Below are 14,955 nucleotides of genomic sequence, written 5' to 3'. Positions count from 1 at the left end.
AGCAGGATGTCAGCAGAATTTGAACTGACGCGCAATATAACGATCGGCCAGTACCTTCCCACGGGATCAGTCATCCATCGTCTCGATCCCAGATACAAACTGACAGCGTTTGTCATCATGATCTTGGCGATCGCGGTGTGCAATACGTACCTCGGCAACCTGTTTGCGCTTGCGGTTTGCCTGGTCATGTTTCGGCTTTCCCATATTCCGCTTCACTACGGGATCTCCGGGGTCAAGCCAGCGGTGCCATTCATCATTATTCTGGCGATCATGCAGCTGCTGTTTTACGGTGAAATAGCCCGTGGCGGGACCATTTACTTCCAATACGGCTTTGTCACCATATCCAGCGAGGTCATCCGGCTGGTCGTCGTTTCCGCGATGCGCTTTGTGGAAGTCATTTTTCTGTCCAGCGTGCTTACACTGAGCACCTCGACGACTGAGCTGACCCATGGGATGGAGCGGCTTTTGGGGCCGCTGGAGAAGGTGAAATTCCCCGTGCATGCGTTCGCTTTGATCATCACCATCGCGATCCGCTTCGTCCCTACCTTTGCGATGGAAATGGAAAAGATGATGAAAGCGCAAGCCTCCAGAGGAGCCGATTTTGGCACAGGCGAGTGGTGGAGGATCGTGAAACGGACAAAAGATATGTTTCCGATTATCATCCCGCTCTTTAACGTCGCTCTTTCCCGGGCAGAAGACCTGATTCTCGCTATGGAAGCGCGTTGCTATACGCCTGGTGCCGCTCGTACTCGCTATGCCCATTACCGAGCGACACCAAAGGACTTTGCGGCGGTCGGGATCTGTATGATTCTCGCTATTGTCATGCTCATCATTCCGTGGTGAGGAACAAATCGGGCTGGCCCGTCTTCTGCGGGTAAAGTGCGCGGGGGATCGGGTTTCGGTCTGCTGCGACGGGAGTCCTCCCTACCGGGGAATCCAATAAAAAAGCGAACGAAGGAGGAGAAAGCATGGAAAAAGGGTTGACGGTGCGAAAGATTGTCATCGCTGGTGTGCTCGGAGCCATCGCAATTCTGCTCGGAGTCACCCGTCTCGGCTTTATCCCTGTGCCCACGGCAGCCGGGAATGCGACGATCCTGCACATTCCGGCGATTATCGGCGGAATCATGGAGGGCTGGGGCGTTGGTCTCATCATTGGCCTTATTTTTGGTGTCTCTTCATTTTTAAACGCAACTGTCCCTCTGTTCAAAGATCCGCTGGTAGCGATACTGCCTCGCCTGTTCATCGGCGTGGTCGCGTACTTCACCTACGTGGGCTTGCGGCAATTCAACCAGTATGCAGCGATTGGCGTCGCCGGCTTTGTCGGTTCCATGACCAATACGATCCTCGTCCTGGTCATGGCGGTCATCCGCGGCTACATGCCGGCGGGGGTGGCAGCGACTGTCGCCGTGACCAGCGGGATTCCAGAGGCCATTGTTTCCGTTATCGTGACATTGGCCGTCGTAGTTGCATGGAAAAAGATTGGCTCCTCGGGCAAACAGAAGTCAAAAATTTCTGGAGATTTCAAGTGATGAACGGAACGATTACAGATGTCCCCGGCATTCTCGTCGGGCACGCGGAAGATACCGAAGCATTGACAGGCTGCACGGTTATTTTGGCAGAACGTCCTGCCGTTTGCGGGGTGGATGTCCGGGGCTCAGCTCCGGGCACCCGCGAAACCGATCTGCTTGACCCGATTAACCTCGTAAACAGCGTGCATGCGATTTGTCTGTCAGGAGGAAGCGCCTACGGTCTGGATGCGGCAAGCGGTGTGATGCAGTACCTGGAGGAGAAGGGAGTGGGACTGGACACAGGCTTTGGGCTTGTGCCGATTGTCCCTGCGGCCGTCTTGTTTGATCTCTCTGTCGGAAACCCGCGGATCAGGCCAACACGGGAGATGGGATATTTGGCTGCTTCTCGGGCGAGCCGGCAGCTTGTCCCGGAAGGAAACGTCGGTGCTGGAACAGGGGCCACTGTCGGCAAGCTGAATGGCTTTGCCCATGCGATGAAAAGCGGAATCGGCTCTGCTTCTCGCAAATATCCAGGGGGACTTTTGATCGGTGCGATAGTCGCTGTAAATGCAGTTGGCCATGTCCAAGAGCCGGATACAGGACGTATTCTGGCCGGACCTCGGGATGAGGACGGAACGATTCTGAGCAGCCTCGATGTCATGCAGAAACAAGCTTTTTCCCTCATACCCCCGGGCACGAATACGACGATCGGGGTCGTCGCCAGCAATGCCATCCTTACGAAAGCGGAAGCAAACAAAATCGCGCAAATGGCACATGACGGGCTGGCCCGCACCATTTGTCCCATCCACACCATGTACGACGGGGATACGCTGTTCGCGATGGGGACCGGTCAAATAGAAGCATCTGCAGATGTGATCGGAGCTCTTTCGGCCGAGATACTGGCTGAGGCAGTCATTCGTGCTGTCAGAGCGGCAAAGCCTGCAGGCGGACTGCCTTCATGCGATTCGATCAAAAGCTAACATCGGAAAGGGGCGTAATCATGATGAATCAAGTCATATCGAGTGTCGATGAAAAAGAAGTGGTGCGCTTGACACAGGATTTGATCCGCATCCCCAGCGTCTATCGACCCGGGCAGGCAGATGGCAATGAAGAGCGGGTCGCCCAGTTTGTGGCTGATTATTTGCGGCAGATGGGACTTCAGGTTTTTTATGAGGAAGTGGTGCCGGGACGGCCCAATGTCATTGCCTTTTATGACTCCGGCCGTCCGGGCAAAACGCTCCTCTTTGAAGCTCACACGGATGTCGTTACCGAAGGAGACCGCGATGCCTGGAGCTATGATCCGTTTGGGGGCCATATTTCGGGCAACCGCATCTACGGCCGGGGCTCATGTGACACAAAAGGCAATCTGGCGGCGGCCATTTGCGCCGTAAAGGCCATCCAGCGATCGGAGCTGCCGTTTTACGGAAAAATCCTGCTCTGCATTCCTTGTGACGAAGAAGGAATGATGATCGGCATCAAGGATTTCATTCGCAGGGGATGGGCCAGGGGCGTAGATGCCGCGATCATTTGCGAGCCGGAGGAAAATCAGTTGTGCATTACCCAGAAGGGCGCCATGCGAGCGATCCTCCGTACCTATGGGAAAATGGCTCACGGTGCTATGCCGCTGACTGGCATCAATCCGAACACGCGGATGGCAAGAGCCATCGTGGCTCTGGAGGAGCTGGAAAGAAAGGAAATGGCTCGGTTGGGAAATCATCCAATGTTAGGATGGCCCAGCATCACGCCGACGATTCTGCAGGCTCCCGTCAGGGGAGAAGCGCAGATCAACGTCGTCCCGGACCAATGCATGACGACACTGGATATCCGTACCGTCCCGGGACAGGACCATCAAGCCCTGCGGCAGGAAATGAATCAAATACTGGAGCAGCTTGCCCGTGAGGACGACCGCTTCAAAGCGACGTTGGAGGTCATCGAAGAAAGGCCATGGACGCTGACTCCGATGGATGCCGAGGTCGTGACAGCGGTCAGCGAGGCATATCGGGAGCTAACGCGAAAGGAGCCGGTGTACAACGGCGTTCCCGGCGCGACCGATGGCACCTTTCTGCACCAGGCGGGAATTCCGATCCTGACTACCGGTGCTGGGGATCGCCACATCCCGCATCATGCCGATGAATACGTGGATATTGATCAGCTGGTCGAATCGACACAGTTATTCGCCTTGTCCGCGCTAATGTTTCTAAAACAGCCCGTCAATGCGTGAATGGCGATACAGCGGGACACGAACCTTGCTTCTTTTCAAGAGCAAGGTTTTCTTGCGACTGCAGAAGGAGCGGATCGAAAAAATATATTGGTAAAACTTGCTCTCTCCATAAGATTTTTTTTACAATAGAAAGAAGGCTGACCAAGATAAAGGGGGCACGTCCGCATGGATATGCGTTGGAATCTGGACGTATTGTATACGTCTTTCGAAGCACCTGAATTAAAACAAGACTGGGAGAAGCTTTCTGCGGCCATCGAAGAGCTGCAGAAATGGGCAAAGCAAAACCTGCAATCGCAGGCCGACGCAGTCGAGAAAATGGAAGCGTACATAACCAAGCTGACCTCAATCCTGCAGACACAGTCCCGTCTTTACGGCTTCGCCGAGCTGACGGCAAGCGTAGATGCGAAAAATGAAAAGGCGTTGCAGCTCGTGGAACGGATTCAGGATCAAGCTGTCGAGCTCGTGGAGCCTGGCGTTCTCTTTCAAAAGTGGCTGGGTGGACTCGAACAGTTGGATATGTTGATCGCGAAATCACCTCTGCTTGAAACCCATCGTTATTTCCTTACTGAAACGGCAGAGAAGAGCAAATATTTGCTAAGTGAAAAAGAAGAAATCATTCTGGCCAAAATGAAAAACACAGGCTCCAATGCCTGGGCAAAACTGCAGGAGATGCTCACCTCTACCCTTTTGGTCGAGATTACGGTCGATGGCGAACAAAAACAGCTACCTCTGCCAGTCGTCCGCAATATGGCCTTTGAAAAAGATCCGGAGCTGCGGAAAAAGGCTTACGAGGCGGAGCTTGCCGCTTATAAAAAAATTGAGGAATCATCCGCTGCCAGCTTGAACGGAATCAAAGGAGAAGTGATCACCATAACCAAGCTGCGCGGCTATGAGTCTGCGCTGGATAAGACGCTGCAGGACTCCCGCATGGACAAAGAAACGCTGGATGCGATGCTGACGGCGATGCGCGAAAGTTTGCCTGCGTTTCACAAATACTATCGGGCAAAAGCCAAGCTGCTGGGGCATGAAAACGGACTTCCGTTTTATGATATGTTCGCGCCGGTAGGAGAAGCTGACATGCGATTTACGTATCAGGAAGCGCGCGACTTCATCGTCAAGCATTTTGGCAGTTTCAGCGAAAAGCTGGCACAGTACGCGGCGAGGGCCTTTGACAACCGCTGGATTGATGCAGAGACAAGAGAAGGAAAGCGCGGCGGAGCATTCTGCTACAACCTTCACGTCGTCAAAGAGAGCCGTATCATGTCCAATTTTACGGGAAGCTACAACGACGTCAGCACGCTCGCCCATGAGCTGGGCCACGGCTATCACGGGGAATGTCTCGTTGGCGAGGCCTTCCTCAACAGTGATTATCCGATGCCGATTGCAGAGACGGCATCCATCTTCTGCGAAACGATTATCGCCAAGGCCGCATTGGAACAGGCATCCGAGGAAGAAGCATTTGCGATCCTGGAAAACGACCTTTCCGGAGCAGGTCAGGTCATCGTCGACATTTACAGCCGGTACCTGTTTGAGTCCGAACTGTTTAAACGGCGCGAGGACGGTTCCCTCTCTGTAAACGAGCTGAAGGCAATAATGCTTCAAGCGCAAAAAGACGCTTATGGGGACGGGTTGGACCACGAAGTGCTGCATCCGTATATGTGGGTGTGCAAGCCTCACTATTACTATGGCGACTACAATTTCTACAACTTCCCATACGCATTCGGCCTCTTGTTTGCGAAAGGGCTGTACGCCGAGTATCGCAAGCGCGGGCAGTCGTTCGTCCAACAGTACGACGAGCTTTTGGCCGTTACCGGCAAAAAGAAAATCGCGGATGTGGCAGCGATCATGGATGTCGATGTGCGTTCCGTTGATTTTTGGCGCGGTTCGCTGCAATTGATTGCCGAGGATATTGACCACTTTGTCAGCCTGGCTGCATCCCGGCGTTAAATATGTACGATAGACAAAGAAGAGCCTGATGGATCGGGTTCTTCTTTTTTTGTATAGGGTTGGCGCTGTCAGGAGAGCATAAGAGAAGCAACGGGAATCATCAAAGAATTGGCGACGAGGTGATACTGTGTTGAACGGATTGCAGTTGTTGGACATGTTACGGGAAACGGAAAACAAAATGCTGCATTTACATAGAGCAATCGACCGAGTAAGCAGCGAACCGGACTTTAAAGAGACGGTCAGTGTGTTGACGGTTGTAGTGCGCGATTATCAGATGCAGCTGGACAAAATGAAGCATGCGCTGCGCAACATTGAAATCAGCCATCAACAAAATCAAAACGGACAGCATGAAAACACGCAGCACTAGATATGAAATGCCTTCCAATCGGATATGGGAGGCATTTTTTTTTGGGAGCAACCTACCATTTTTTTGAAGGGATCAGGACCCATTTTTTCATCCGCTGGTATGGAAAGCTGTGCGTTTTTTCCGAACTCTTCTGATCATGTTGCAGGACTCTCCACATAAAAAACGTGGGAAGATGGGTACAAATATGCCGTTTGATTACATTTTCATGACAAAGGTCAGCAAAAGGAAGCAGGTACCCAGTGACTATGGTCGGTGGCGATATTCTTGCTTATAATGACCGACAAGCGTGTCTGACAATAACAGGAATGGAGCAATCGAAATGGGGAAGACAGTGATTCGCAAACGGATCGGGTGGCTCTTTCTCACGGTTTTTGCGGGCTTGTTATGCGCGTACTTTATTTATGGGAATCCGACCCTCGCCCGTGTCGAAACATTGAAAACAGAGGAAGGCTACAGCCTGAAATTCCGTACGAACCAAGATCAGTTTCAGGTGTACGAGAAAGGAACATGGAAGCCTTACTTTGTAAAAGGGATCAATATGGGAGCATCGCTGCCCGGTCATTACCCGGGAGAGCTGCCGATCCAGAAAGCAGATTACCTTCGTTGGTTCGGAATGATACACGAACTGGGTGTGAAGGCGGTCCGTATTTACACGATCCATCAGCCTGTCTTTTATGAAGCGCTTGTCGAATTTAATCAAAAGCATGCGGAAGACCCCCTCTATTTAATCCAGGGGATCTGGTCTCCCGAAGAAGCGCTGATTGAAAAAAAAGACGCGTTTTTGCCGGAAATACGCAAGGAATTTCGCGATGAAATCGAAGCGGCTGTTGGTGCTGTATACGGAGATGCGACGATACCAGAGCGAAAGGGGAAGGCGAGCGGGACCTATACAGCGAATGCGGGTCAGTATCTATTGGCCTGGCATATCGGAACAGAGTGGGACCCCGAAATGGTAAAGAACACCAACCGGATTCGAAAGGAAGAGCCGCGCTATCAAGGAAAGCATTTTCAAGCGACAGAGAAAGCAGCTCCCTTTGAATACTGGCTGGCAGAAATGCTCGACTATACAGCCGAACTTGAATCCAGACACGGCTGGCAGCATCCGGTAACCTTCACCAATTGGGTGACGACAGATCCGCTGGAGCATCCGGGAGAGCCGATGATTCACGAAGACATGGTAAGTGTTGATCCGACACATATCGAGTCCGTAGGGTGGGAAGCCGGGTATTTCGCAGCCTATCATGTCTATCCGTACTATCCTGATCTCTTCCGGTACGATGACACTTTGAAAAATGTTCGCAATGAAAAAGGAGAGATCGATACATACAAAGCGTATCTGCGAAAGCTGAAGGCACATCATCCGAATATACCGGTGATGGTAACCGAGTTTGGCGTCCCCTCTTCAGTGGGAGTCGCACATCTGGGAACACTTGGCCGAGACCAAGGCGGACATGATGAACGAGAGCAGGGCCGGATCAATGGAGAGCTGCTGCACGAAATATCCGCAGAAGGATATTCGGGAGCGATCTTGTTTACGTGGCAGGATGAATGGTTTAAACGGACGTGGAATACGATGCGCTTTGAGATCCCGGAAGACAGCCGCGCCTATTGGAAAAATGAACTGACGAATGAATCGTTCTTTGGCTTATTGGCAATGGATGCCGGGTTGGAGAATGTGATCAAGATCGACGGGAACCCGGACGATTGGGACAAGCTGAAGGAAGGAGAAAAGGCAAAGCTGAATGGAGGTTTGGACGGCGTTCAGGAGATATGGGCTGCACATGATGAAGCATATGTCTACTTTCTGATCCATCTTGAGCAGGCGCTGCAGCCGGAGCGCGAAAGCTTGGTCATCGGAATCGATACGCTGCCGGGCGGCAACAGAAAAACAGCAGAGCTGCCAGGACTGCATCTGGATGAAGGGTTGGAAGCTTTCATCCGTTTGGGGACAGCCGAAGAAAGCGAGGTCAAAATCGCATCGAACTACGACTTTCACAAACGGCTGTACGGGAAGCGCTACGGCATGATTCCGTACACAGACGCCGAGCGAAAAGACGATTCGGGTTTGTTTGCAGTGTGGAAGTTGGCCGTCGGACTGGAAATGAGTCCGCCTGATACGAAAGGAACGCATCCTTTCGAGGATGTTGACGTCGGCCAGATGAAGCGGGGAACCAACGTCCCGGGAAAAGAAGGGTACAGTTCGCTCGCAAACTGGGAGGCGAGTGGCGAATGGGTGGAAGTTCGTGTCCCCTGGATGCTGCTCGGATATACCGATCCCAGCACCAAGCAGGTGATGAGTTACGAGGATAAGGGGAAAACCTTGACTTCGACGAAATCTGCCGGTATCCGCGCGATTGCGATGCGCCAGGACAAAACAAGCGGAAAGATTCAGGGGCTTTCAGCGGAGCAGATGATCAAGCTGACCGACATCGGGCGCTATACATGGTCCGAATGGAGCTTGCCCCGGTACTCGGAACGGAAGAAAGAGAGCTTTTCCATCTATCAGAAAGCCTTGCAATCGATTCCTACTTACCGCTAGCAAGAGGAAGGAGAGTTGGCAGAGGGATGTTTCAGCATTTGCAAGCAGCGTATTTGTTTCTGATCGTTTCATCGGCGTTGATCGTTGCAGGGATCATTGTACTGCTTTGCCTGAAATACAGACATTTGTACGTGACCCGGGAAAAGCAGCGATTGGCAGCAAAGCACCAGGACTATATTGCCTATGTCCTTTCCCATTTGGATGAGAAACAGCCGTTGGAAGTGCCTGCCGTTCCACTGGGAAAACGGGATTTGCAGGTTCTGGAGGAAAAACTGATTGAAATCGCCGAGCGCGTAAAAGGCAAGCACCGCGAGCAACTGACAGCGCTTTTTGAAAAGCTGGGACTGCCCGAGCTGGAATTGGGACGCTTGAAACAGCTTCCCGGACCGATGCGGACCGATGCTGCATACAAGCTGGGAGCGATGGGATATGAGAAAGCGACACCGGCGCTGTTTTCCATCCTTGAGGCAGAGAGTGACGAGGCTGGCCGGTACATCATCGCAAGGGCCATCGCCCGTTGTACCCGGAGTGTCTCCGACCTGCGCGTGATGGTGGAGAAAATGGTGGAGTCTTCTCCGGACTCTCCACGGCTGCTGGCGGAGGTGCTGGGGGATTCGCCGCTTGATGTTTTGCCTTTGCTGCGCGAGTGGATAAACAGCGGTGACTCCCGTTTGGCGCTTGTCGCAATGGCGGGCTTGCCGGCAGCGAATCTCGATGATCCGCTGGTTGACAGCCTCTGGAAGCTGCTCGAGGCGGAGGAGAAAGAGGTGAGGATCCAGGCAGTCCGACTGATTGTATCAGGTGAAAGAGTTTCAGCCGATCAGATCAACGTGCTCATGGCAAGCCCTGACTGGGAAGTTCGTGCGATTGTAGCGAAAGCGATGGGGGCTTGGCGGGAAGCGGATGATATCCCCGTCCTCCAGCAGGCGATGGATGATCAGAGTTGGTGGGTGAAATACCATGCCGCTCGCAGCCTGGTCAAAATGGGAGCGGAAGGCTTCCAAGCGTTGTGCGAAGTCGCTTCCCGAACCCCCCATAAGGAAACAGCAGATCTGGCGATGCAGCAGCTTCAGGAAGCCCTGCATGAGGATAGGACTGCAGGGCAAGGAATGCCCGGCTCTAATGAACGGGATCACAAGCTGACGATCTATCACTCCTATTTCAATCGCCAAAAGGAGCGAGCCATCTGATGATGGAAAAGGAGGAACTATGCGCGAGTTATTGCTTGGATACGGATTGTTTGCGATGTACTACGTCATCGTGGTCAATTCGATCTATCTTGTCATCAACATCTTTTCACACTTGAATATTTCCACGATTATTAAACGTGCTCGCTTTTCGAGGTTTCAATCACTTGCTGGCTCCAAAAGAGTACCGCCGGTCTCGATTTTGGTGCCGGCCTACAACGAAGAGCTGACGATTATCGAGAATGTTCGCTCTCTGTTGGCTTTGCAATATCCGGAGTATGAAGTCATCGTCATCAACGACGGCTCCAAAGATGACACGCTGAACGTCTTGATTCGCGAGTTTGGATTGAAGCGGCAAAGCCATGTATCTGTCCGAAGCGTGGTTCCTTCATCAGCGCCATCCGGTATTTACCACAATCCGCAATACCCGCAGTTGTATGTGATTGACAAAGAAAATGGCGGAAAGGCCGATTCGCTGAATGCAGGGATCAATCTTTCTCATTATCCGCTGATTGCCTCGATCGATGCGGACTCTCTTTTGGAGCGGGACGCTTTGATCAGGCTGGCGCAGGTGTACATGGAAAATCCGGAAGAGACGGTAGCGATCGGAGGGAATGTCCGGATTGCCAACGGCTGCCGGATCGAAGACGGAATGGTCAAGGAAGTGCGTCTTCCAGACAAAATCCTCCCGATGTTCCAAACAATCGAGTACATGAAAGCCTTTCTCGGCGGTCGCATTGGCTGGAGCTCGATTAATGGATTGATCATTGTCTCCGGGGCTTTCGGGCTCTTTCGCAAAGACTGCGTGATTGCTGTCGGGGGCTACCGGGAGGGGTACCCCGGCGAAGATATGAACATCATCATCAAGCTTCACAAATACATGCTGGAAAACAAAAAGAAATATCGCATCGCGTTTTGCCCGGATGCCGTCTGCTGGACGCAGGCTCCCGATAGCCTCCACATATTGGCGAGCCAGCGTAAAAGATGGGGGCGCGGAAATCTGAAAAACATGATTGAGTACCGGCATATGCTGTTTAATCCGAAGTACAAGATCATGGGCCTGTTGACCATGCCTTACAACGTCCTTTTCGAGACGCTGAACCCGTACTTTAAACTGACCGGATTTCTCGCCCTTGTCGGGTACAGCTTATACGATATGACACACGCCCATATCGTTTTGATATTCCTGGCGATCAACCTCTTGTACGGTTATTTGCTGACGATCAGCGGGATTTTGCTGGAGGAGTTTGCTTTTCGCCGATATACAAAGCCAAGCGATCTGATGAAGCTTCTCGGGTACGGGTTCCTGATGTTTTTCGGGTACTACCAGTTGGGGGCCATATGGCGTGTGCTGGGGCACATTGATTTTCTGCGGAACAACAACACCTGGGGCGTCATGACACGCCAAAGCTGGCAGGTAGAGACTCGCCAATCCTGACGTCCGAAGAGAGGAGTGGATCCGATGGAAAAGAAAGACAGACGTTATATGCGGCCACCTGGCATACCGGAAAAACTGGCGTATTTTATCCGGTATTATGAGGCAAGCGATCTGTCCTGCGGGATGATTGCGATTCGATGCCGACACAGTGGAGATTTGGAGTGGAAAGAGTTGCAGCAGTTTCTGGCAACGAAAGAGCCGAAACAAGCGGCGGAGCTGTTTTACGAACAGAGCTCCGGACGCCTCGTCATTTTGCTGGACGATGTGAGTTTGGCTCAAACGCATTACACCGCGCTGGCGATAAAGGAATATTTGCAAAGCAATGAACAATTGGCCGAGGGCATATGCGTAGCTTCCTATCCGGAAAGCGGTGATTCTATGGAAGCCATTTTATGGGAAATGACAGAGCGCTTGTACCAGACGGCTGCCATGCCTTCCGCTATCCAGGTAGTGAAAGGCCATGATCACAAATGGGAACGTCGTCCCCGCCTTCTCTTGGTCGAAAATGACCCTGTGATCCAGCAAATCTTGTCCGTTCGTCTGGCTCGGCACGGCTATGAAATCCATCTCGCCGAAAACGGTATGGAAGGGAAGGAAAAAGTCGAGCAGGTGCAGCCGGACCTGGTAATTACCGAACTGACACTTCCTGTCATGAATGGCTATCAGCTGATTGACTGGCTGCAACAACAGCATGAAACGACGGAACGTTGCAAAATCATGGTATTGACGGACAGACGCCTGGAAGAGGATATGTCCCAGTGTTTTCGCCGAGGGGTTGCGGACTTTTTGACCAAACCGTTTTCCCCTGTCGAACTGGACTGGAGAATCAGGCGTTTGCTCGTTTCCTAGATACAAACAACCGGAGGGATGCCAGATGGATCGATTTACAGCACTTCAACAAAAAATCGAAGCAAAGACAGCGAAGGTAGGAGTCATTGGACTGGGGTATGTGGGACTTCCATTGGCAATTGAGATGGCCCGAAACGGATTTACCGTCTTCGGAATTGATCTGGACCTGAAAAAGATTGAAACCTTGCAGCGAGGGGAGTCCTACATACGCGATGTGCCAAATGATCCTGTCGACCAATTGGTCAAGGAAGGAAAATTCATCCCCACGACCGATTATCGGGTACTGAAGGAGCTGGATGCCATCAGCATCTGCGTTCCCACCCCGCTTAGTGAAAACCAAGATCCGGATACCTCGTACATTTCCCGCGTCGTCGATCAAATCAAGCATCATATCCAAAATGGGCCGTTGATCACGCTGGAGAGCACGACTTATCCGGGCACTACCGAAGAATTGATCCAGTGGGAACTGGAAAGGATGGGCTATCAGGTAGGGAATGACTTTTTCCTTTGCTTCTCGCCGGAGCGTGTAGACCCGGGGAACAGTCGTTTCTCTACCAAGAATACGCCCAAGGTCATTGGCGGGACGACGGAAAGATGCCTCGCACTCGGTGTTCAACTATATGGCAACTTCATTCATCAAATCGTCCCGGTATCATCGACCAAAGTAGCGGAAATGTCCAAGCTGTTGGAAAACACCTTCCGCAGTATCAACATCGCGTTTATAAATGAAATGGCCTTGATGTGCGAGCGAATGGGCATCGATGTATGGGAAGTGATCAAGGCGTCTTCCACCAAGCCGTTCGGATTTATGCCGTTTTACCCCGGACCGGGAATCGGCGGCCACTGCATCCCGCTCGACCCGATGTATTTGTCTTGGAAGGCGAAAGGATACCGCTTCTTTAGCAAATTCATCGATCTTGCCCAGTCGATCAACAACAGCATGCCAGATCATGTGGTCTACAAGACATCCGTGATTCTCAACATGTACGCAAAGTCGATCCGCAACTCAAAGGTATTGCTGCTCGGCATGGCTTATAAGCCTGATATCGACGATTTGCGCGAGTCGCCATCGCTGCAGGTGTATGAGTTGTTCAAAGAAGCCGGGGCACTCGTTGACTACTATGATCCTTATGCCAAGACATTCGTGGATCAGAGCGGGAAAGAGGTGAGGAGTGTAGCATACGACGCGAAAGCGTGGAGAAGCTATGACTGCATGGTCCTGTTGACCAATCACAGTGTCTTTAACTACCGGGAATTGGCGGAGATGGGAGTCGCGATACTGGATACGCGCAATGCGTTTGACGGCATACAAGCTCCGCATCTCTACAAGCTGGGCACTTCCGTAAAAACCATGCAAGCGCCTGAGGCCTCATTAGCGATTTAATAATAGGAAGGTCTTTCGTGACTTTCGGCTAGCAAGCTGAAGGTTGCGGAAGACCTTTTTCGTTGGGAGGCAGCAGGGGCATGAGCGGCACGCACCGTCTGCCTCTCCCTGCACACGGCACGGCGCTGCGTGGCGGTAGTCGGACCACACCTGCTTGGCAGTCGGCCCCGGTACGACAAGATTATACAAATGGTGAAAACGACCGCTCATTTGAAGCGGCTTTTTAAGCAGGGTAATAGATGATCATACTCATCCGTGTCATCGTTTCTCCGGTATTGCGGTAGGAATGCGGTCGATCGGCCTTGAATCGGATCGAATCACCGTTTTTCACCGTATATTCGATGTTGTTTACACATACAGTTACTTCCCCGTCAAAAACCGTTATAAATTCCTCAGTCCCGTCTCCGTGCGAATCCGATTGAAAGGAACCGCCTTTTTCGATTTCAACAGAATAAACTTCAAAGCGTTTATCCTCCTGGAAGGGAAAGTAGGGGTAAACGCGATACTTCCCATCGTCTTCAGATAATGTTTGAACCTCGCTCCGCAAGACCACTTTCGTATCGGGTTGCGGATGATTGATGAGGGAAGTGAAGGAGATCTTCAAGCCATTTGCGATTTTCCAGATCGTTGTAATCGTGGGGCTCGATTCGCCTCTTTCAATTTGACCGATCATTGTTTTGCTGACTCCAGTCAGTTCTCCGACCTTTTCAAGAGTCAGTTTCTTGCTTTCTCGGATGGCTTTTAAGTTTTTGGCAATGATCAGATTGATCTCTTCCATACACACACTCCTTATTTACAATATGACGTCCAATTTGTACAATATAAAGTAAACCGTTATAACGGTCGCTGTCGTCGTTATAACACATTCGGTAAAGGAGGTTCCCAGATGCCTTTCTTTTCATTATTGCTCTACGCTTTTGTTTCCAGCTTTACGCCAGGACCCAATAACATTATGGCAATGGTATTTGCCAATAAGTACGGTTTTAAGAAGACGCTGCGGTTTTGTTTCGGAGTTGGTTCAGGCTTTTTCATCATTATGTTACTGTGCAGTTACTTTGATCTCCTGCTGAAAAGCTTCATTCCGAAAATGGAATGGATCATGACGGTTTTAGGCGCAATCTACATGGTGTATTTGGCTATTAAATTGATTATCAGCAAACAGCATGAAAATGACAATAATGGGGACCAAAACAGCTTCATAACAGGCATGCTCTTGCAATTCGTCAATCCAAAAGCTATCTTGTACGGCATTACGATCGTTTCAACCTTCATTCTCCCGTATCACACTTCGAATCTCAGCTTGATCGGGTATTCCTTTTTTCTGGCGGTCATTGGTTTTATGGGTACGATCAGTTGGAGTGTGTTTGGTTCCGTTTTTCAAAGGTTCTTATCCAAGTACAGGAATCAGTTTCAGGTAGTTATGGCATTGTTATTGGTATTTACCGCTATTTCGATTCTTGTGCATTAAAGAAAAGAAAGAGAATTGATTCCAAAGAAAAAGGGACAGCTCTTCAG

General features: G+C 51.3%; 14 protein-coding genes. 13 read left to right on the top strand and 1 reads right to left on the bottom strand.

Translation table 11 applies throughout. The features are described 5' to 3' along the window. Nucleotides 1-6 precede the first annotated feature (6 nt). The 12 genes from V5G20_RS15285 (at nt 7) to V5G20_RS15230 (ending at nt 13,667) form a co-directional block, all read left to right on the top strand. Nucleotides 7-843, top strand: a complete 837-nt coding sequence (locus V5G20_RS15285) for an energy-coupling factor transporter transmembrane component T family protein (RefSeq protein WP_031933290.1) — start codon at nt 7-9, stop codon at nt 841-843. 125 nt (nt 844-968) lie between these two features. Further along, the gene (locus V5G20_RS15280) at nt 969-1,529 is read left to right on the top strand and encodes an ECF transporter S component (protein WP_003386967.1); all 561 of its coding nucleotides are present in this window, start codon (nt 969-971) and stop codon (nt 1,527-1,529) included. Next, nucleotides 1,529-2,488: a P1 family peptidase gene (locus V5G20_RS15275; protein ID WP_024985044.1), complete on the top strand. Its 960-nt coding sequence runs from the start codon at nt 1,529-1,531 to the stop codon at nt 2,486-2,488. The genes V5G20_RS15280 and V5G20_RS15275 overlap by 1 nt, the downstream gene beginning before the upstream one ends. Before the next feature lie 23 nt (nt 2,489-2,511). After that, the gene (locus V5G20_RS15270) at nt 2,512-3,729 is read left to right on the top strand and encodes a M20 family metallopeptidase (protein ID WP_031933292.1); all 1,218 of its coding nucleotides are present in this window, start codon (nt 2,512-2,514) and stop codon (nt 3,727-3,729) included. 165 nt (nt 3,730-3,894) lie between these two features. Continuing rightward, nucleotides 3,895-5,676, top strand: a complete 1,782-nt coding sequence (locus V5G20_RS15265) for a M3 family oligoendopeptidase (protein ID WP_031933293.1) — start codon at nt 3,895-3,897, stop codon at nt 5,674-5,676. Nucleotides 5,677-5,803: 127 nt separating this feature from the next. Further along, entirely contained in the window at nt 5,804-6,043 is a 240-nt protein-coding gene (locus V5G20_RS15260; RefSeq protein WP_003386963.1) for a hypothetical protein, read from the top strand. A gap of 319 nt (nt 6,044-6,362) precedes the next feature. Next, the gene (locus V5G20_RS15255; RefSeq protein WP_338461191.1) at nt 6,363-8,582 is read left to right on the top strand and encodes a hypothetical protein; all 2,220 of its coding nucleotides are present in this window, start codon (nt 6,363-6,365) and stop codon (nt 8,580-8,582) included. Between the two features lie 26 nt (nt 8,583-8,608). After that, the gene (locus V5G20_RS15250) at nt 8,609-9,772 is read left to right on the top strand and encodes a HEAT repeat domain-containing protein (RefSeq protein ID WP_170208349.1); all 1,164 of its coding nucleotides are present in this window, start codon (nt 8,609-8,611) and stop codon (nt 9,770-9,772) included. A 19-nt stretch (nt 9,773-9,791) separates the two neighbouring features. Next, nucleotides 9,792-11,207, top strand: a complete 1,416-nt coding sequence (locus V5G20_RS15245) for a glycosyltransferase family 2 protein (RefSeq protein WP_024985047.1) — start codon at nt 9,792-9,794, stop codon at nt 11,205-11,207. A gap of 24 nt (nt 11,208-11,231) precedes the next feature. Continuing rightward, nucleotides 11,232-12,056 (top strand): response regulator transcription factor, encoded by an 825-nt coding sequence (locus tag V5G20_RS15240; RefSeq protein WP_003386957.1) that lies wholly within the window; start codon nt 11,232-11,234, stop codon nt 12,054-12,056. A 25-nt stretch (nt 12,057-12,081) separates the two neighbouring features. Next, a complete protein-coding gene (locus V5G20_RS15235; protein ID WP_003386956.1) occupies nt 12,082-13,440 on the top strand; it encodes a nucleotide sugar dehydrogenase in 1,359 nt (452 codons plus the stop codon). 80 nt (nt 13,441-13,520) lie between these two features. After that, nucleotides 13,521-13,667 carry a hypothetical protein gene (locus tag V5G20_RS15230; protein WP_311067549.1) on the top strand — a complete coding sequence of 49 codons (147 nt, stop codon included), beginning with the start codon at nt 13,521-13,523 and terminating at the stop codon, nt 13,665-13,667. Here the strand turns inward: V5G20_RS15230 and V5G20_RS15225 are convergent. Further along, nucleotides 13,664-14,218, bottom strand: coding sequence for a helix-turn-helix domain-containing protein (locus V5G20_RS15225; protein ID WP_003386954.1), 555 nt, complete (start codon nt 14,216-14,218; stop codon nt 13,664-13,666). The genes V5G20_RS15230 and V5G20_RS15225 overlap by 4 nt on opposite strands. A gap of 108 nt (nt 14,219-14,326) precedes the next feature. Here V5G20_RS15225 and V5G20_RS15220 point away from each other — a divergent pair, with 108 nt between their 5' ends. After that, nucleotides 14,327-14,908 (top strand): LysE family transporter, encoded by a 582-nt coding sequence (locus tag V5G20_RS15220; protein ID WP_003386953.1) that lies wholly within the window; start codon nt 14,327-14,329, stop codon nt 14,906-14,908. The last annotated feature ends 47 nt before the right edge of the window (nt 14,909-14,955 follow it).

This window comes from Brevibacillus borstelensis (genome assembly GCF_036700025.1).
GTDB lineage: Bacteria > Bacillota > Bacilli > Brevibacillales > Brevibacillaceae > Brevibacillus > Brevibacillus borstelensis.
The sequence above is the reverse complement of the archived record's forward strand: the minus strand, read 5'-3'. Positions and strand labels throughout refer to the sequence as shown.